The sequence below is a fragment of the Lysinibacillus sp. CTST325 genome, assembly GCF_054665055.1.
Map to the genome: position 1 here is coordinate 353,008 of NZ_BAAFHO010000002.1, position 18,595 is coordinate 371,602.

The following is an 18,595-nucleotide window of genomic DNA, read 5'->3' on the forward strand; positions in this document are numbered from 1 at the left end:
GTCTTCATTATAAAAAAAAGGATGAAGCCGCATAAGTGCAACAATTCATCCTTTTCACATGAAAAATTTCATATTTTTTTGGTTACCTTTTTCATTGGAACAGTGGTTCAGACACCATGTGTATTTTTATTTTCCACAATTATATTGTTTATTGGATTGGAATTAACATCGTTACTGAAAAGCCATCTGTTCCGTCCACAATAATCTTTCCGTTGATTGATGCGCTTCGTTCCTCCATTCCAATCAATCCAAGCCCTTTTTTTACCTTTTGGATTCCAACTCCATTATCCTTCACTTCCACTTTGATCATCGTGTTGAGGACGTGAATTTCAATGGAAACCGTCGTCGCTTCCGAATATTTTAGGGCATTTGTTAAGGACTCTGTTAAATTTTCCTGAATAATTTTCCACTGAATCGGGGTGATCCGTTCCATATTTCCCTTATAAACAAAGGGCATATTCATCGAATGTTTGGCAGAAAACTCTTCTATGAATAATTTCATCCGATTTATGCCCATTTGTTCTGTAGATGGCTTTAAATTTTTCAGGGTCATTCGGATATTTTCGATACCCAATTTTGAAATATTAATAGCATTTTGCAGCAATTCTAGAGCTTTCACCTGATCAGATCCCACCAACCGCTTGGCCGCCTCCATTTGAATGAGTGCGCCGGTCATCGAATGGCCAATTTTATCATGAAATACTTGAGCAAGGCGATTCCTCTCTTCCAATTTAAACGTATATTCAGATTGCCTGATAAATTCATTATTTTCATTCAAGTTTTTCGTTATCTTCTGAAGATTTTTCCTCATCATATCCAATTGATCCTCTTGCCTTTGCAGTCGTGTAACAAACTGCAGAAGCATCATATAAATGAGACAACTTAGAGCTGCCACCAGTCCATATTGAAAACTTAAATCATCTTGAAGCCAAATAAGCGGCAGAAATACCAAGATTAGCATCATAAACCGTTTTTCCAGATTAATAGAAAAAAATTCGCATAGATTTAACGGCAGCAGAATGATAAAAAATGGATGTACCTTATAATAGGAAAAAAGAATTTGGACCAGTGAGAGCAATAGAACAACCTTCTTTATCCTTTGTCGCTTCACGATATAGAGCACAATATTGATGATCAAATACAGCAGAAGGGAAAAAATAATCCAGGGGATATTCTGAACCGGGAATGTGACATGAATAAACCAGAGCGACAAATATCCTAATAATATGAGTTTATTAAGAATGATGAAGAATTCCATGTTAGTGAATTCTTCCCGTTAAAAAGTAAATCGCAATTTGCGTGCGATGACTCAACCCCGTTTTATTAAAAATAGAAGTAATATAGTTGGCAATCGTTCCTTCAGAAATATAAAGTTGTTTGGAAATCTCCTTATTTGAAAACCCCTTTGCTATTAAAGCCATAATATCCAATTCCCGCTCACTAAACATGCTCGTATCTACTTTACTTTCCTGCTTATTTTCCATCAAATTGGATTTTATTTTCTCCAACACAACGTCCTGCATGATGCTATTGCCATTATACACACTAGTAATCGCTTCACGAATTCGTTCCGGGTCATTATTTTTCAATAAATAGCCTTTGGCGCCATTCTTAATGGCATCCAAAATATACTCGTCATCATCAAAAGTAGTAATAATTAACGGCTTTGTCTTTGTTTGTTAACTAATTAATTTGGTTGCTTCCACACCATTCATATTCGGCATCCGCACATCTAATAAGACCACATCGATTTCATGCTGTTTACAGTAATCCACCGCCTCTAGCCCGTCATTTACCGTAGCTACCACTTCGAATTCTTCATATGTATTTAATATTATTTTCATTCCTTCACGAATAAAGGAATTATCATCAGCAATCAGCACTTTGATTTTCATTTTCTCACCATCCTCTTCCATTATCATATGGTATCATAATGCATTAATAATGCGTTAGAAAATATTCGACTTTTAGGTAAAAATTTGAAAATAAAAACAGTTCCCATATATCGATGAATTCGACAAAATGTGAGTTAAGACAGACGCTTATAGTAGCTAAAAGCGATTGCTATAGATTAGTAGCAATCGCCTTTTATAAAATCTCATTTACTTATGGTACGGTTCACCGAAACTAATATGAAATTGTATTACCTATTTTCGATTGTACGCCTATCTCTATTGTTAAATGATAAAACAGACATCTTTCATCAAGTTACCTGCACCGTTAGCACAAGAAGCATTGCTCTAATTGAACAATCGTCCCCCTTACTTTAAGTGCATTTATTCATTGCTATTTAAAGAATAAATGAAAGTACATATTATTAATTATGCCTCGGCATTATCTCTCTCCCAAAATAAAATACCACCGTCACCTGCAACTACAAAATAATTACCACTAAATGAAAATCCATAGCAATACAAAAATCCTCTATAAATGCGAACACAATTTTTATTGTGTCCTTCGACCAAACAGTCCTCAAACGCAGGTTGTTAAATTATATCTTCACAAGAGTATAGAGGAAATACTCTTTGTAAACTATCCCCAAATTTATTACTGATTGGCAGTATACCTCCACCATATTTGCCTGCCAATTTTATTGATTTATCTTTTAAAATGTCAAAGCCTTCACAAATTAAAAAGGTTTCATCTAAGTCAAAGTCATCTGAATAATCTCTAGACTTTTTTTCTACTTTTCTAAATCTATAATCCCTCTACCATTATTAGATACGACAAGTAATAAATCGGATGATTAATCAAAGCCGAAATATTTAAATCCACCAATACTAAAATTACCCTTAAAAGTCCAACCAACCGGACTTTTAGCATAAGGTATTTGTTGTAATCTGCTATATATATTTTTTCTATGTTTCTCAAATGCCTTACTTTTAAAGTAATCCATGATAGCCTCTATTATTGAACTATTTTTTTATTAAAAAACCATCTTTATTCAAAACGCCCTTGCCTTTCAGTAAGCACCCATTTTCGTACATAACCCATCTTTTCTTGAATATTTTCTATTGTTTTTTCACTTTGAAATGCCTTTTGCATGACAGTGTAGCGCAAATCCGTAGCTCTCACATTTGTACCGATATCCTTTGACATCGTTTGGAAAATTCGCTCAATTGTTTTCGTTGAAATGGCTTTTGATTGACTAGCCTCGCTTACCCAAAGCCATTCTCCTAACTTTTCTTCATGTAATTCCTCTGTTGCTTCTTTATAGTGCGTGAGCATATCCATTAATATTGGTGAAAGCTTTAGTTCTCTACGTCCATTATTGTTAGCAATGTAAACTACAGATGCATCAAAGTTAATATGAGCCCATTTCATACGTACAAGTTCTGCTGGCTTACATCCAGTTTCCATCAGTATTTGGACGATGCAGCCATTACGTCTTGCTAGCCATGCATGCTCCATAGTTTTAGCGTACCGAAAATAGGTTGGCCAGACATTTGCTATTTGCATCAATTGCTTATTTGTCAGTAATGTTAAAGCCTCTTTTTGCCTCTTTTTTGGCTGTAAAATGCCCTCATAGTCAAATGGCTCCACCCACTCTCTTAAAAAGACAAAGTCTACAAAGCCCCGTAATGTAGCAATTTTATGATTAAATGTGTTGACATTTGTATAGGTCTCTTTCAGATAATTACTATATACATATAATAATCCTTTTAAATGATGATCCACATATAAGTAGTTATTGTCATGAGCAAACGCTAAAAATTGCTGTCCATCTATATTGTACTGCTTTTTAGTAGCAGTACTTTTCTTTAAAGAATTTAATAGTAAAAAATAGCTGTTCCATGCGTCCACTAATGTGACCATCTTGTTCCCTCCTTAGTTAACTGTGCGTGTTTTAGTTTAAGTTTACTATATTTTGGGTGCGTTCGTTTATTATTAATTTATATAAATTGTAATGTCGGATAATCTGTAGTATTCAAACACTATCCTGCTTCCACTGTTCAAATGGTCCGCTAGCAGTGTCTCATATTTTTTACTTTCTTACAATAGTAATTTCACACTCGCTGTTGTAGTACAATTTCTTTAAAATGCCATTATTCTTGTATAACAGGACTTATTTACATGAAAATTCGTATAATTTAGTGTTTATTACCGTTTGTATTATATAATAAGTGTATCAACTAAAATTTGTAGGGGGCTTTTCAAGTATGCAAGTAAAAACAACTCGACTTGAAGCAGAAGACGCAAAAATTATTTATCAAGAAACAGCCGGGCTAGCCATTATTACAATCCACCGCCCACAGGCTAAAAACGCACTTACAGCAAATATGTGGGATCAATTAGCTAAAATTGCACTACGAGTATTAGAAAATCCAAAAAATAAAGTATTGATTTTACGCGGCTCTGGCGAAAACTTTACAGCCGGCTCTGATATTAAAGAATTCAACGCCATTTCTCTTGAAAAAGCCGAAGAAGCATTTGTACATATGGAAAAAACGATTTCCACAATTGAGCGTTTACCAATTCCAACGATTGGCGTAATTAATGGTCCTGCAATGGGCGCTGGCTTAGAGCTTGCATTAGCTTGTGATATCCGTATCGGCTCTGAAAAAGCAAAGCTAGGAATCCCTGTCGGTAAATTAGGGATCACCTTAAATAACAAATTTGCACAGCGTTTAGTTCAACTTGTTGGCCCTGCTACAACAAAGGATTTAGTATTTACTGGCCGTATGTTTAAAGCTGAAGAAGCCTTCAAGCTTGGCATGCTTAACTACTTAGTAACTGAGAAAGACTTAAATAAATACATGATTCGCATGGGTAAGCTTGTTGCCGGAATGTCACCTGAATCTTTACTAGCTGTGAAGAAATCTGTGCAAGAATGCGTGGACAGTGCTCCAACATTATGGCAAGGTTCAACACCGTTTGTTGGTAAAGATTTTGAAGAGGGTTGCCGTGCCTTTGTGGAAAAACGTCAACCTCACTTTACACGTCAATCAAAATAACAAACAGGTACTCTACTCGCCCTCATGCGAATGGAGTACCTGTTTGTTAGGATTTTCTTTTTAACACTACCGATTTAATGTTGAGATGAATCGCATCTAATTCATAACCAAAATGTTGATGAAATTCCTCTTGGATCATTTTTTGTAATGCATACAATCGATCTGGTAAGGAATAATTAATGGGTAGCTTTAGCTGTAATATAATTGTTGCTTGCGCTAGATCACCTAAAACGAATTGTACGTGCTCGACTTTGTGTACAATATCTTGCTTAGCACAGCAATACGTTAGTAACTGCACGTAAACATGCTTCCCAATATCGATATACTCTTGTTGAAAATCAGGGCGAACAATCGTCGTCTCTCCTATTTTTTCACGCTTTGAAGAGAAAATCTCCATCCCTCTTTGAACGAGTCGTATAAAAAAGTTTTGTTCGACTTGTCGATACGGTATTGGCATGACGTGCTTCCCTTGAGTCTGTCGAATAAAGCGAGCTTTGGCAATTTCTTTTTGGGAACGCACTTCTTCAACATAGTAATATTGATCGATAGGACCAAGCTCTAGCTGTCGGGCAATCGTTTTTGTCATTTTATCGGATGTGCCAATCAGTAAAATTGACTGTACCTTATATGTATCAAGTGCTTTTTTTACTTCCTCGCGGTGTGTATCATCTGTAAAAATAGCTCGACGAACGGCTGTTATCGTATTTTTCTCAAATTTTGCGGAGATTCCCGCTACTTTCACACCATCGATAATGAGAAGACCATCGTCAATTAAAGCCTCTACCCCGATTTTATGAGCGAAAACTAGTGCGCTTGTACTTTTCCCTGTTCCACTTGGACCACTTAAAGAATAAACGTTCATGACTAACAGCTCCTTTCTATTTCATGATAGCAAAAACATATCACTTTTTCCGCCAAAAATTATTATTCCCTCATTATCAATTATGCCTTGGCATAATTGCGTCCGGAATCGGCTTTGTGCTTAAGCCTGCAGGATGCAGGTCAGTTAGCCGTTATCGCATGGATGCGGTGATTTTAGGCTAACATCCTTTATGAACTCCTTTCTGATTCCGTGACATCCGCTGGAGGCTTTTACTTCTTTCAGCATTTTGCTGAAAAAAGTAAATTATTTCCGCTAGCCTACGCATACATCTTCTTCAATATAGAAATATATTCTTTTTTCAGAATAACTTTCCCTTTATGTGTTTTAGTATGATAAAATGTGAACTACTATTCTGTTATAGAACTATAAGGAGTGTACTAGTTTGAAAATCGTACCATCTAAAAAAATGTCTTTATTTACACCAGCAATTTTCGGAGATTTAAAAAATCATGCCAAGTTACAGGAAGCGAAAGGCATGAAATTGATTGACTTAAGCTTAGGTAGTCCAGACCTCCCCCCTGACGCTAAAATTCGCGAGCATTTATCGTATAGAGCGGGCTTAGCAGAATCCTACGGCTATACATTAACAGGCACGCAACGCTTTTATGAAGCTGTTAGTCGTTATTATAAACGTCGTAGCAATGTAGATTTAGATCCCGCTTCTGAAATCATTCAAACAATTGGCTCTCAAGAAGGATTAGTGCATTTACCAATCGCGTTTTGTGATCCAGGAGATATCGTATTATCCACAAACCCAGCTTACGTAGCCTATGATGCAGGAATTCATCTAGCAGGTGCAACCCCCTACTATATGCCTCAAACAGCTGATAACGATTATTTACCAGACTTAGACGCTGTTCCTGAAGATATTGCACAAAAAGCAAAGCTACTAATTTTAAACTTACCAGGTAATCCAGTGCCTGCAATGCCTTCATTAGCTTATTTTGAAAAAGTAATTGCCTTTGCGAAAAAGTATAATATCATCGTCTTACATGATGCGGCATATTCTGAGTTCTACTTTACTGGTGATGGCCCAATTAGCTTCCTAGCCACTCCTGGAGCAAAAGAGGTTGGAATGGAAATTAACTCATTATCGAAAAGCTTTAGCCTTGCTGGTACACGAATCGCGTATATCGCAGGTAATGCTGAAATGATTTCGATCTTAAAACAATTAAAATCTAATTTAGATTTCGGTATTTTCGAGCCAATTCAAGATGCAGCGGTCGTAGCACTTGATAATGCAGAGGAAATTACAGCAGGCCTACGCGCCACATTCTCAGAACGCCATAAAACATTGATGAACGGCTTACGTGACTTAGGATGGGATGCTGCCCCTTCTGACGGTGGCATGTTCGTCTGGGCAAAATATCCGTACGATATTGACTGCACAGAGCTTGCCTTTAAAATAATTGAACAAGTTGGTATCGTGACAGTCCCTGGTACAGTATTTGGTTCAGCTGGACAAGGTTATTTACGTTTAGCGTTAGTACAACCAAAAGAATTGTTACAGGAAGCTGTTGATCGTTTAGCACAAGTGCAAGTTACATCACAAAAATAATTGTGTAAACAATCTGAAAACCCTTCTAACTTTAATGGTTGGAAGGGTTTTTGCTATTGCTTTTTATGTAATCTTCAAGTATTGGTCTATCAGGCGGACTAATATTTTTGGGTAAATCATCTAAAGAGAAATATTGTAGCATTGTTGCCTCATTTTGATCATGAACAAGGAGGCCACTATATTCTTTACATTCAAATGCTGTAACAACGATATAAACTTCATCACCATGCGGATATTGATAATAAAAATCTTGTCCAGAATACGTATTGATTAATTGTAGACTTTTTGCCTTCAGTCCTGTTTCCTCAAATAATTCTCGATGGGCAACTTGCTCTAATGTTTCCCCCAGCTCCATTGATCCCCCAATTAACCCCCAACATCCATTATCTTTCCGAAGTTGGAATAAAACCTGTTGACGACTATTAATGACTAATACACAAGCACCGCACATAATTAATGGTCGAGTTCCAACTACTTTACGCAAATCCTTTATATATCCCATAAAATCCTCCTTTATATGTAAGTTTCATTTATACAACGCTCTTATTCGTTAAAATTGACTGGTATTTTCACTAACAAATAGTCAACAGTCCACTTTTGTGTCGACACAATCAAGCTTTCGCCATGTCTTTCAAAGAAGAGTCCATTACCATCCTTTTGTTTGAAAATCCAACTGTTTTGATCAAGCATTTCTTTGATCATTTCATCAGCTACAGATGTATCTCTTTCCTTTATCACATACCATTCTTGACCGTTTTCGTTCGACAATTTAACCATTTGTGTCTCGGAGTCATTTATTTTTTCTATAACTGCTTTTTTGCTTATATTTTCTATAGGGAGTGATGGGAGATAGAGTTTGTTGTAAAATACGAATGCTCCAACAAGGAAAAAGATTATTCCGATTATTAAAAACACCTTTTTCATAAAGCACCTCCTTCTACAAATATCCATAAACACCTTCTCTTTCCTATTTTACAGCAGATTTAAATTGAATGGATACTGCTTCAGCATATTTTTCTTTCCTATGTGATGCAGAATAAAAGAATTTCTTGATAAATACATGAGTAAAATATTAAATCAAAAATATTTATTGGAGGCCAATATAATGTTGGGAACAAGCAGACTTTCATGGATCACCAGTTTGTGCTGATCTATGAAAGTAGCATAAAGAAATGGATACGTGGAACTGATTTACACGCTTTTGTTGTTTTTCTAATGGATTGAGGAGACGAGTCCAAAATTTTGTCTGTTGTGGATTTGAAATAAAGTTGTGATGATTTATCTATAGCTGACATAGTATTTCACTTTATTCTTAAGCATCATACTCAATAAATGTGAACATTTTCATTACCTTTTTAACTACAAAAGGTAGTAAGTTAGAAGCTAAAAATGCAACCCTGTTTTTTCATATACAACCCATTTTTATTATGTAGCATCATTTTATAAATATCAACACCCGTAGTTCAATTACTTTTTCTCCGTCGCATAATAAATCATCGCAATGGTCGGTAAAGCTATTCCTATCATTAATGTTGCTTTCCAGCCAACCATAGCGTATGCCCATGCTCCTGTCGCAGAACCTACAGCACCGCCACCAAAAAAAATTGCCATGTATAAACCATTAAGTCGGCTTCGAAACTCTGCTCCCAATGAGAAAATAGCGCGTTGACCAAGGACTAGATTAGCAGAAACCCCCATGTCTAAAAGAATGGCTGAAATTATCAAGGTTACTAATGCCAAAGTTGAGTCGCTTTGGATCATAAGGGGTAGAATTACTGAAATGATAACTAACGCTAAAGCTAATCCTGTAGCTGGTCGAACCCAACCTCTATCGGCTAAACGGCCTGCCATAGGTGCAGCTACCGCTCCAGATACTCCAACCAATGCGAATAGCGCAACTTCTTTTTGGGAAAAATGGAAAATTGGACTAGTCAATAACAAAGGAACAGTTGTCCAGAATAAACTAAAAGTTCCGAACACACAAAAGTGATAGAATGCTCTTCGTTGCAGGACTGGTGTAGTTTTGAGTAAATGCAACATAGATACCAGCAGTGTTGGATATTGTGTTGTTGTCATCGGCTGCCTTGCAGGAAGCAACTTTACTAATACAAGAGCCAGAACAAAAATTATTGCAGCGGAAAAGACGTAGATAGCGCGCCAGCCCATAAACTCCGTCATAACACTTGATATTGGACGAGCTAACATGATACCAAGTAATAAACCACTCATAACATTACCCACATTGCGGCCGCGTGTGGCATCAGGCGAAAGATGAGCTGCATACGGTACGAGTACCTGAGCAGCGACTGAGCCTAACCCGATAAACAGTGAAGTTGCAAGAAATAGCGTAGCGCTTTTTACTACAGCAGCAATCGCCAACACGACTGCAGTGAAGAGCAATAACGTAACAACAAGTTTTCGGTTTTCAAGGATATCTCCCAATGGAACGATCAATAACAATCCGATTCCGTAACCAATTTGAGTCAGTGTGACGATAAGGCCCGCTGCCCCGGAAGATAATCCGAGTGTAGAACTGATGGGTCCTACCAAAGGCTGCGCATAATAAAGATTAGCAACAATCCCGCCACAAGCTATGGCCAGAATGAGTATAATCCACGATGAAACAGGTTTCTCCATTTTTTGTTTTGCGATTGAACTCATAGTAGAATCTCCTTTATTTTATTTAGGTTATATTTATCGGAATGATCATTCCAAAAATGTTAAAAAAATTTGTCTATAGCATCTCAATTACAGTATCCATCATGTCATAAATAATTTTTTTGTTGGTTTTCACCTTGGATACTACATTGATACTATGATTAAGGTTAAGCAATAGGTGTGATAGAGCATTAATATCTTTCTTTGGGTCGATTTCTCCCGTCTGCTGTCCTTTACTTAAAAGTACATAGAAAGACTGTTCTAATTCCTCAAAACCGTCTCGTATCAAATTACGTAGTTGTTCATCCGGCGAATCCAAACCAATGGTTGCGTTTGTAATGAAGCATCCTTTGGGCAAATCATCATCAAATGCGGAAGTAATATGCTGATCAAAGTACTGCCGTATTCCAACTTTCGCAGACGGCGCATTTACCAAGAGATTGCGTTTATTTCGTCCGATTTTTTTGTAATGATGTATTGCCTCAACAAAAAGTGTCTGTTTGTCCGTGAAGGTTTCGTACAAACTTGACCTGCTTAATTCCATAGCTTCTAACAAATCCGGAATACTTGTTGCATCGTAACCTTTTTCCCAAAAAACTAACATCGCCTTATGGAGTACGCACTCCTTATCAAACTCTTTTGCACGTCCGATGGTTAATTCCCCCTTTCAATAAAAATAGTATAATATTTCCGGAACGAACAGTCCAGTATAATTATTACAAAACAATTTAGTTTTTAACATAGCACCTTATAAAAAACAGCTACTGCACGTTCGCAGTAGCTGCTTCTTATTACACATCATATTTTTGATGCATCTCATCCTCGTAACGATTATAACGCTGTTTAAATAGCTTGAATAAATGTGTTACAAGCACTTTAATAATGGCATAGCCCGGAATCCCTAAAATGACACCTGGAACGCCAAATAATGAACCAGCCGTTAATAACACGAAAATAATTGTAATTGGATGGATACTAAGTGATTTACCCATAATTTGTGGAGAAATGAATTTCCCTTCAATGAGCTGCACGACCGTCCAAACAATGGCTAGCTTAATAAGCATGAATGGCGATGTGACAAGTGCGATAATGACCGCTGGTGTAATGGCGATAACTGGTCCTAAGTATGGTACCACACTCGTGATCATAGCTAGGAATCCAAGTAATAAGGCATATTTCATACCGATAATCAAAAAGCCAATAGTCACCATGGCACCTATGCACATTGACACTAAAATTTGTCCTTGGATATAGGAACTAATTTGCTTGTCCATGTCATGGAAAATTGCGTGTACTTCTTTACGCATACGTGGCGGGCACATTTTTAAAATAAAGCTTGGTAGTTTTTCGCCATCTTTAAGTAAGTAAAATAAAATAAATGGCACCGTTACTAATGATAAAACAATTCCTGTTAAGGCTGAAACGAAGCCTGTAATACCAGAAGCCACACCTTGTGCTAAATTCGCAGCCGTATCTTTTACCGTCTCCACCATATCCGTAGTAAAATTTTTCACCATTGCGTCATAGTTTAAATTAATTTTATCTAGGTACTCGTTGATACGTGCATTATTCAGATAATCCGCAATATTTTGTGTAAACGCCATAAAATATCCCGGGAATTCCTGTGCTAAATTAGTAAACTGGTCTCGTAAAAACGGATAGACAAGTACTACTAATAACGTTATTATACCAATCAGAATGATATATAGGAAAAAGATACCCCACACTCTTGGGATCCGCCATCTTTCAAAAAGCCCTACTATTGGACGTAATAAATAGTACCCAATAATGGCAAGTACCCCTGGTAGAATAACTACCTCAAATAAAACTTTTAGCGGGGTAAATATAAAGGAAACCTTTTGAAACATAAAAATAACACATGCTAGCAATAATAAAATAATCAGTGTAAAAAATAAGTTTTTACCACCTAAAAAGCGAATAAACTTCGTTGAAAAGAAGTTCGAACGCTCTTTTGGTCTTTCTTTTTCCATCTACTCACCCCAATACAAATCCTATATCCATATAGTACAGGAATATGTTGGATTTTGCGAAAAATCACTCTAGGGAAATGCCTAAAAAATTGCGTAAAAATTCTTTGTTTTTTTCTACGTCAATAACAATTGAATCCCCTACACCTCTAATGCTTTTGAAACTATAACTACCTTCAACTGGAATAGTTGCTTTTTCTATTTTGACTTTACCTTTTGACACCAATTTCAGTACTTGTTGAATCTCCCCTGCTGATGAATAATCCGTAGTTATATAACCTTGCGCTGCACCAACGAATTTTGGTAAGTTCAACATATTTTGAGGCGATAAAATTTCATTCTTTAAGGCTTCGATAACTTTTTGCTGACGTTCCACTCGTCCAAAATCCCCTTTTTCATCGTGACGGAAACGGGCAAAGCCAAGTAATTCTTTACCGTTTAAGTTATGCACACCTTGTTTTAATGAAACGCCAATTTTTTCAGACATATCCTTGTCTACATCGATTTCAACGCCATTTGGCGCAATAATATCTACAAGTGATTCAAAATTTTTAAAATCGATAATTGCATAATGATTAATCGGCAGTCCAAACATATTACCAATCGTATCCTTTAATAATTGAACACCGTCTAAATAGTATGCCGTATTAAGCTTATAGGATTTATAACCTGGAATATCCGCATAAATATCTCGCATTAGTGACACGAGCTTAACATCATTTGTTTTCTTATTCCAAGATAATACCATCATTGTATCTGTACGTGATTTTTCTTCACCACGAGTATCGATTCCTAATAATAAATAGTTTTCAACATCGCCTTTTACTGGATCCCCGGTGAAATCCTCTTGGGCTACCTTTGTTTCGCTTGCCAATTTTAGCCCACTCCGATATTGCATAACTGCATAACCTGCAATCACAATGACACAAAGTAATAACAATGTGAACAATGTTCTCCCTTTACGCAAGCGACGTTTTTTTGGACGTTGTGAGCGTCTTGAATAATCTTGCTCTTCCATAACTGTTAACTCCTCTATTTTTTATAGTTAATGTAACGATTCCATATAAAGAAAGGTTCATTTTATATGATGTTGCGAATCCTATCAACAACTATTTATAGGTTATTTTACACCCATTTTGCCAGTTATGAACAAAATAATGCTATAATATTTTCACGAAAGAAAGGATGATGAACATGATCGAAAAAGCTACGTTTGCTGGCGGTTGTTTTTGGTGTATGGTTAAGCCATTTGTTGAATGGGATGGTATACATAAGGTCACTTCTGGCTACATGGGCGGCCATTTAGACAACCCTACTTATGAGGATGTCAAAAAAGGAACTTCTGGCCATTTAGAAGTAGTCGAAATTGAATTCGACCCTAGTGTTTTTAGTTATGAACAGCTCCTTGATATTTACTGGATGCAAATCGATCCAACGGATGCTTATGGTCAATTCCATGACCGTGGTGAATCATATACGACAGCAATCTTTACCTATTCAGAGGAACAAAAGCGCATTGCAGAAGCTTCCAAGGAAAAGCTAGCAAAAAGTGGTCGCTTTGATAAACCTATTGTAACCACAATTCGCGATGCCAAGTACTTCTACCCTGCGGAAGATTATCATCAGGACTATTATAAAAAAGAGTCTGGGCATTATCAGAAGGACCGAGCAATTTCTGGTCGAGATCAGTTCATCAATGAGCATTGGGATAAAGAGTAATTCCTTCATTGAAATGAAAATAGCAAACTAAAAAACACGTATTTTGAATGATGTTTAGTCAAAATACGTGTTTTTATGTTTATATACTACCTTATTAAGTAGCCGTCTTCCTTGTACCGCACGCTATTAATAGCCTACAAAAATAATAAAAAGGAGAGATACATAAAAATAATGAAAATTAAGAGGGAAAAAAGGCAAGAAATAATAAAAATACAACGATTTGAAGGATTAAATATACCATCCTGGATTTCTTTCCTTTTCCTTGAATATTGAAAAGTAGCCAACACTCCTATTATAAAACCAATGATACAGGCGAAGATACCAAGACATATGGCTACGATATGAATATAATGAGTCGACTTAACTTTATTCGTAAAATGCAAAGAAGTGGTCAAAAATCCTACACCAACAATAGATATGCTAGTCCGTATCCAAGCTAAATACGTTCTTTCATTTGCTAAATGCTGCTGTGCATATTTTACACTATCTTCTGTCCATTTATTTAAAGCCTCCATAAACGATAACCCTTCCCTATCCCTTTTTGAAAGTCTTGTATTCTGTGAACATAACCCTTAGATAGTCCCTTTAAAAGCTTCAGCCCTCATGAAGCTCTGATGTTATTGCTTTACTAAAAATTCTGTTATCGCTTGATAAGCATCTGTTCCTTCTGATTTAGGGGAATGATAAGAAGATAATTTTACAATGACTGTATCAGCTTTTGATGTTATATGAATTCGCTGGTCAAACTTGCCTCGAGCAGAAAATCCTCCATATCGATCATGGCTAACCCACCATTGATTATGATAGGAGAATCCAGAAAGATAATTATGGGTACTTTCCGCAAGAAATTTTGCGTTCCCCCCTTTTTGAATTTCCCTAATTATATGCTCTGGAATAATTTGTTGGTCATTATAGTAACCATCGTTACACATCATATCACCAAAACGTACCAAATCACGCAATGTAGCCCGCATACCGCCACTTGCTATATCTGTACCGATTTGATCTAAGTGCATTAAAGCATTTTCTTCTGCACCCAATTTAGACCATATAAATTCTTGAATTAATTCTGCTAAATTTTTTCCTGTTAAGCGTTTGATAATCCAGCCCAACGTTTCTGTTTGCCCATTTTCATATTTAAATACAGTACCAGGACGTATATCTTCTTTGCTTGATATCATAAATTCATATAGATTTTCAGGTCCATTATAGTTATCAGGTTTTGGCATTGAGCCAGATGCAATAAAAATTGGTGTCCCACGGCCTATTCCCATTGGCGTGTTAGCTTCCATATATTTCACAGGAACTTGCATATCAAGCAATTGCTGAACAGTTCCACCACCAAGTCCTGTTCCTTTTAATTCAGGAATATAAAAGGATGCCCTTTGATTTAAATCCAAAACCCCTTCATCAGCAAGTAAACTAACAATCAATCCGACAAATGACTTTGTAGCAGAGTTCAATGCATGAGGCTGATACGATTTATACCCATTAAAATAGTTCTCGTATATAATTTTTCCTTTATATAACACTAAAAAAGCATCTGTATTCGTTCTTTCAAGATACGCTAACACACTTTCATCCTTATTTACGTATATATTTGCCAGATTTAATGAATCGTTAGCATATGATAATGTGGTGGGTTTCTGGCTTCCTCTCCAGATAATACGGCAAGGACTCAGTTCACCGCTATGACAATACCCTTGCAAATTTTTTTTTGAAGTAAACCAATTATCCTTCGTCACGATATCCGCTGAATTTGGCGGAAAAGCTTGCATTTTTTTTGTTGTTAAATTCAGCATAACAATCTCTCCCTATTTAGAAAGATGGCTCTATAAGCACATCATCTTTTGATTCTTTACCTTTATTATTAATCGTAAATGCTGCAATTGCCCCAGCCAGTGCAGAAGCGATTAAAAACCAAAAAACAGCCGTATAAGATCCGTTAAAAATAGTAAGAACAAACCCAATTACCATTGGTGAGACCCCCCCAGCAATCTGTCCACTAAAGGAAACAAATCCTGTCACAGAACCAGTTAATTCCTTATCTGAATACTTAATAATCATCGTGTATAATGAAGTTCCGATAAACGAGATGGAAATAGCATTGAAAGTCAAATAAACAATCCCGAGAGAGACAGATGTTGCATTAAACATCAAATATAGAAAGACACTGGAAGATAGTAATCCTCCCATTGCTAAGTATTTTTCTCTTCCAGTCATATATTTATCTAAAATCAAGCCACTTACATTAAACATAATAAAGGAAGCAACATACGGGATGGCCATCAAGACACTTGCAGATAACAAGTCCAAACCTTTACTTACCAAATAAGAAGGAATCCAAGTAATCATTCCCCAATTCACGATATTAGAAAAAAATTTTGCGATAAAGAATTTCCAGAAATTATCAGTTTTAAATACCATTTTGTAAGGAATCTTCTTTTTATTTTGTTCCTTATTACTTATTCGCTGATCTTCTGGAGATTTTAGATAAATCCAACTTGCCCATGCTATAAAAACTCCTAAAATCCCAATGCTAACAAACATCCACCTCCACTCAAAGGAAACTAACAAAATACCTATTGCTACGGAACCTATCACACCACCTGCAGTTTGTGCAGAAAGAAAGAATGAACTGGCCCTTCCTCTTTCATTTTCGCCAAAGTTGTCAGAAATCGATTTCATACTTGCAGGAAAGACACTGCCTTCCGCTATACCAAATAGGAAACGTATTAAAAGTAGTGAGATAAATGACCAGGCAAGACTTGTAAGTGCCGTAAAAAACGAAAATCCTAAAATGGAAAAAACCAGCACATTTCGTGCACCATACTTATCGGTAAGCCATCCCCCTATTGGGTGCATCAGAGCGTAACTGAAAAAGAAGATACTTAAAACTAAACCTGATTCAAAAGAATTTAGGTCCAAAGCGTTTTGAATTGGAATGATGGCTACGTTCATTGATGTTTTATCAATGTAACTTAATACCATTCCAATAAATAGTAAAATGATAATAATGGATTTACGCTTTTTATTAGCAGCATATACTTGCATTTTTATTCACTCCTTTTGAAGTATCGCTATATGATTCGTACCCTTTGCGAAATTCCTTTAATGATCGTAATCACCAGCATACTAAAAAAAATTTTAAAATTTATAAATGACTCCATTGCATTCTCGATTTCACAAAAAACACCAAATGAATGAATTCTAGTAAGAGCTATTATCGGTATAACTGCTTCCATTTTGCATTTTTCTAATTTACCAAACGTGCGGTTCCTTCCCAGAAAGGTTTTCTTAGTTCTTTCTTATCAATCTTCCCTACCATTGTTAACGGTAATGACGTCTCAAAAAAGACCTCTTTTGGAACCATATAAGAAGAAGTACGTTCTTTACAAAACTCGATTAATTCTTCCTTCATACAAGTTCCACCCTTACGCAGTACAACAAATATACAGACCGCTTCACCCCAATCGTTATGCGGTATTCCTATACAAGCACTTATCGCAACCTTAGGATGCTGATTCACGATCCTTTCTACTTCAGCAGGGTATACATTAAAACCGCCAGAAATGATCAAATCCTTTTTACGTTCGACAATATGAAGATATCCGTGTTCATCCAGTTTCCCAATATCCCCCGTAAAGAACCAGCCATCCCGATATGCCTCTGCTGTCAGGTCTGGTCTTTTGTAATAACCAACGGAAACTGAAGGGGTTTTGACAGTAATCTCCCCCGGTTGTAATGGTTTCACATCTCGTCCATTATCGTCAACCAAGCGAATTTGAGTGAACATACACGGTTTTCCGCAGCTCTTTAACACATCAAGATTATTCTCATACGCAAAGAGATGATCGCTTTTTGTAAGTCTCGCAATGACAATACTGCATTCAGTCATCCCATACTGCTGTCTAAAAATAGGTCCAAAGATTTCAAGCGCTTCTTTTAGACGTTCTGAAGAGATGGGCGATGAACCATAATTTATATTACGTAATGAGCTAACGTCATAGCCTCTTCGCTTGGCCTCATCTATCAATCGGTAAATAATAGTTGGAACCACAAAAGTACTTGTAATCCGTTCTGTTTGTACAATCTGCATAAATACTTCTGGATTAAATGCCTTCATGATATATACATGACATCCAGATGCTAATGACCTTTGTAGTAACACTCCTGCAGCATGAATAATGGGTGTACAGAACAAAACCTTGTCTTGATCATCGTAAGGATATTCCATACATGAAGCCATGAGTGATGCACCAAACCCCCGTTGAGAGTGCATGACCCCTTTTGGCGTCCCTGTTGTACCACCGGTGTAAGATATGATTGCCAAATCACCTAATGAGGCAACAGGGAACGCTACGCTGCCTTTATTGTCATCTAAATCAAGACAATAAAATTCTTCTGGGTATTCGACACCAAAGCCTGGCAGACCAATAACCGTTACATTGCTTTGACCTTCCTCTATTTGATAGTTAAGGACACTTTCTACATGTTTCTGAGTTGCCATAATGACCACTTGGGGTTCTGCATCTCTTAAGATAAACTCAATCTCTTTAACGCCCAACTTATCATTTAATGGGACGACGGTTGCCCCACAACGACTTACACCAAGATTATAAACGACATTTTCAATACTATTCGGAATTATTATCGCAACACGCCTTCCGGTTTGTATGCCTAGTCGTATTAACTGGCTTGCTACCGCCTCAGCTTTAACACGTAATTCCCTGTAAGTGATCGTTTCATTTGTATCAACACAAGTAAGTGCTGGCTGGTAATCAAATTTATTTATACTATTGAATAGAAAAGCCTGAAAAGTTAATGTATCCAT

16 protein-coding genes and 2 pseudogenes are annotated in these 18,595 nt (G+C 36.6%); 3 read left to right on the forward strand and 15 right to left on the reverse strand.

Translation table 11 applies throughout. The annotated features are described in order from the left end of the window. Positions 1-148: 148 nt before the first annotated feature. The 3 genes and pseudogenes from ACYQ73_RS07135 to ACYQ73_RS07145 all read right to left on the reverse strand — a co-directional run bounded on the left by ACYQ73_RS07135 (position 149) and on the right by ACYQ73_RS07145 (position 3,816). Positions 149-1,258 carry a sensor histidine kinase gene (locus tag ACYQ73_RS07135; RefSeq protein WP_460011836.1) on the reverse strand — a complete coding sequence of 370 codons (1,110 nt, stop codon included), beginning with the start codon at positions 1,256-1,258 and terminating at the stop codon, positions 149-151. Position 1,259: 1 nt separating this feature from the next. Next, positions 1,260-1,895 (reverse strand): annotated as a pseudogene (locus ACYQ73_RS07140) (response regulator transcription factor). 1,045 nt (positions 1,896-2,940) lie between these two features. Further along, a complete protein-coding gene (locus ACYQ73_RS07145) occupies positions 2,941-3,816 on the reverse strand; it encodes a tyrosine-type recombinase/integrase (protein ID WP_460011837.1) in 876 nt (291 codons plus the stop codon). A 344-nt stretch (positions 3,817-4,160) separates the two neighbouring features. Here ACYQ73_RS07145 and ACYQ73_RS07150 point away from each other — a divergent pair, with 344 nt between their 5' ends. Then, on the forward strand, positions 4,161-4,955 hold the full coding sequence (locus ACYQ73_RS07150; protein WP_460011838.1) for an enoyl-CoA hydratase/isomerase family protein: 795 nt from the start codon (positions 4,161-4,163) through the stop codon (positions 4,953-4,955). A gap of 46 nt (positions 4,956-5,001) precedes the next feature. Here the strand turns inward: ACYQ73_RS07150 and ACYQ73_RS07155 are convergent, their stop codons facing one another. Beyond that, the gene (locus tag ACYQ73_RS07155; RefSeq protein WP_460011839.1) at positions 5,002-5,817 is read right to left on the reverse strand and encodes a P-loop NTPase family protein; all 816 of its coding nucleotides are present in this window, start codon (positions 5,815-5,817) and stop codon (positions 5,002-5,004) included. Positions 5,818-6,220: 403 nt separating this feature from the next. Between ACYQ73_RS07155 and ACYQ73_RS07160 the strand changes: the two genes are divergently transcribed. Then, positions 6,221-7,396: an aminotransferase class I/II-fold pyridoxal phosphate-dependent enzyme gene (locus tag ACYQ73_RS07160; protein WP_460011840.1), complete on the forward strand. Its 1,176-nt coding sequence runs from the start codon at positions 6,221-6,223 to the stop codon at positions 7,394-7,396. Positions 7,397-7,427: 31 nt separating this feature from the next. Here the strand turns inward: ACYQ73_RS07160 and ACYQ73_RS07165 are convergent, their stop codons facing one another. The 7 genes and pseudogenes from ACYQ73_RS07165 to ACYQ73_RS07195 all read right to left on the reverse strand — a co-directional run bounded on the left by ACYQ73_RS07165 (position 7,428) and on the right by ACYQ73_RS07195 (position 13,060). Then, positions 7,428-7,898: an NUDIX hydrolase gene (locus tag ACYQ73_RS07165; protein WP_460011841.1), complete on the reverse strand. Its 471-nt coding sequence runs from the start codon at positions 7,896-7,898 to the stop codon at positions 7,428-7,430. A 41-nt stretch (positions 7,899-7,939) separates the two neighbouring features. After that, on the reverse strand, positions 7,940-8,320 hold the full coding sequence (locus tag ACYQ73_RS07170) for a hypothetical protein (protein ID WP_460011842.1): 381 nt from the start codon (positions 8,318-8,320) through the stop codon (positions 7,940-7,942). A 388-nt stretch (positions 8,321-8,708) separates the two neighbouring features. Next, positions 8,709-8,792: pseudogene (locus tag ACYQ73_RS07175) on the reverse strand (DUF2798 domain-containing protein); the annotation flags it as partial. 71 nt (positions 8,793-8,863) lie between these two features. After that, entirely contained in the window at positions 8,864-10,057 is a 1,194-nt protein-coding gene (locus tag ACYQ73_RS07180) for an MFS transporter (RefSeq protein ID WP_460011843.1), read from the reverse strand. A 73-nt stretch (positions 10,058-10,130) separates the two neighbouring features. Continuing rightward, positions 10,131-10,658: a TetR/AcrR family transcriptional regulator gene (locus ACYQ73_RS07185; RefSeq protein ID WP_460011844.1), complete on the reverse strand. Its 528-nt coding sequence runs from the start codon at positions 10,656-10,658 to the stop codon at positions 10,131-10,133. Between the two features lie 187 nt (positions 10,659-10,845). Next, entirely contained in the window at positions 10,846-12,045 is a 1,200-nt protein-coding gene (locus ACYQ73_RS07190) for an AI-2E family transporter (RefSeq protein WP_460011845.1), read from the reverse strand. 64 nt (positions 12,046-12,109) lie between these two features. Further along, positions 12,110-13,060, reverse strand: a complete 951-nt coding sequence (locus tag ACYQ73_RS07195) for an LCP family protein (RefSeq protein WP_460011846.1) — start codon at positions 13,058-13,060, stop codon at positions 12,110-12,112. 176 nt (positions 13,061-13,236) lie between these two features. Here ACYQ73_RS07195 and msrA point away from each other — a divergent pair, with 176 nt between their 5' ends. Further along, positions 13,237-13,761: a peptide-methionine (S)-S-oxide reductase MsrA gene (gene msrA, locus ACYQ73_RS07200; RefSeq protein WP_460011847.1), complete on the forward strand. Its 525-nt coding sequence runs from the start codon at positions 13,237-13,239 to the stop codon at positions 13,759-13,761. Between the two features lie 134 nt (positions 13,762-13,895). Here msrA and ACYQ73_RS07205 read toward each other — a convergent pair whose 3' ends face one another. The 4 genes from ACYQ73_RS07205 to ACYQ73_RS07220 form a co-directional block, all read right to left on the reverse strand. Next, positions 13,896-14,276, reverse strand: a complete 381-nt coding sequence (locus ACYQ73_RS07205; RefSeq protein ID WP_460011848.1) for a YidH family protein — start codon at positions 14,274-14,276, stop codon at positions 13,896-13,898. Between the two features lie 102 nt (positions 14,277-14,378). Beyond that, on the reverse strand, positions 14,379-15,563 hold the full coding sequence (locus ACYQ73_RS07210) for a serine hydrolase domain-containing protein (RefSeq protein ID WP_460011849.1): 1,185 nt from the start codon (positions 15,561-15,563) through the stop codon (positions 14,379-14,381). A 16-nt stretch (positions 15,564-15,579) separates the two neighbouring features. Next, on the reverse strand, positions 15,580-16,815 hold the full coding sequence (locus ACYQ73_RS07215) for an MFS transporter (RefSeq protein WP_460011850.1): 1,236 nt from the start codon (positions 16,813-16,815) through the stop codon (positions 15,580-15,582). A 202-nt stretch (positions 16,816-17,017) separates the two neighbouring features. Next, the gene (locus ACYQ73_RS07220) at positions 17,018-18,595 is read right to left on the reverse strand and encodes a class I adenylate-forming enzyme family protein (RefSeq protein WP_460011851.1); all 1,578 of its coding nucleotides are present in this window, start codon (positions 18,593-18,595) and stop codon (positions 17,018-17,020) included.

Bases quoted from the DNA above. Each gene is read 5' to 3' on its own strand.
- ACYQ73_RS07150 (WP_460011838.1), top strand. From the start codon at position 4,161: ATGCAAGTAAAAACAACTCGACTTGAAGCAGAAGACGCAAAAATTATT.
- ACYQ73_RS07145 (WP_460011837.1), bottom strand. From the start codon at position 3,816: ATGGTCACATTAGTGGACGCATGGAACAGCTATTTTTTACTATTAAAT.
- ACYQ73_RS07155 (WP_460011839.1), bottom strand. From the start codon at position 5,817: ATGAACGTTTATTCTTTAAGTGGTCCAAGTGGAACAGGGAAAAGTACA.
- ACYQ73_RS07190 (WP_460011845.1), bottom strand. From the start codon at position 12,045: ATGGAAAAAGAAAGACCAAAAGAGCGTTCGAACTTCTTTTCAACGAAG.
- ACYQ73_RS07180 (WP_460011843.1), bottom strand. From the start codon at position 10,057: ATGAGTTCAATCGCAAAACAAAAAATGGAGAAACCTGTTTCATCGTGG.
- ACYQ73_RS07170 (WP_460011842.1), bottom strand. From the start codon at position 8,320: ATGAAAAAGGTGTTTTTAATAATCGGAATAATCTTTTTCCTTGTTGGA.
- ACYQ73_RS07195 (WP_460011846.1), bottom strand. From the start codon at position 13,060: ATGGAAGAGCAAGATTATTCAAGACGCTCACAACGTCCAAAAAAACGT.
- ACYQ73_RS07185 (WP_460011844.1), bottom strand. From the start codon at position 10,658: ATGTTAGTTTTTTGGGAAAAAGGTTACGATGCAACAAGTATTCCGGAT.
- ACYQ73_RS07210 (WP_460011849.1), bottom strand. From the start codon at position 15,563: ATGCTGAATTTAACAACAAAAAAAATGCAAGCTTTTCCGCCAAATTCA.
- ACYQ73_RS07220 (WP_460011851.1), bottom strand. From the start codon at position 18,595: ATGGATACATTAACTTTTCAGGCTTTTCTATTCAATAGTATAAATAAA.
- msrA (WP_460011847.1), top strand. From the start codon at position 13,237: ATGATCGAAAAAGCTACGTTTGCTGGCGGTTGTTTTTGGTGTATGGTT.
- ACYQ73_RS07135 (WP_460011836.1), bottom strand. From the start codon at position 1,258: ATGGAATTCTTCATCATTCTTAATAAACTCATATTATTAGGATATTTG.
- ACYQ73_RS07215 (WP_460011850.1), bottom strand. From the start codon at position 16,815: ATGCAAGTATATGCTGCTAATAAAAAGCGTAAATCCATTATTATCATT.
- ACYQ73_RS07165 (WP_460011841.1), bottom strand. From the start codon at position 7,898: ATGGGATATATAAAGGATTTGCGTAAAGTAGTTGGAACTCGACCATTA.
- ACYQ73_RS07205 (WP_460011848.1), bottom strand. From the start codon at position 14,276: ATGGAGGCTTTAAATAAATGGACAGAAGATAGTGTAAAATATGCACAG.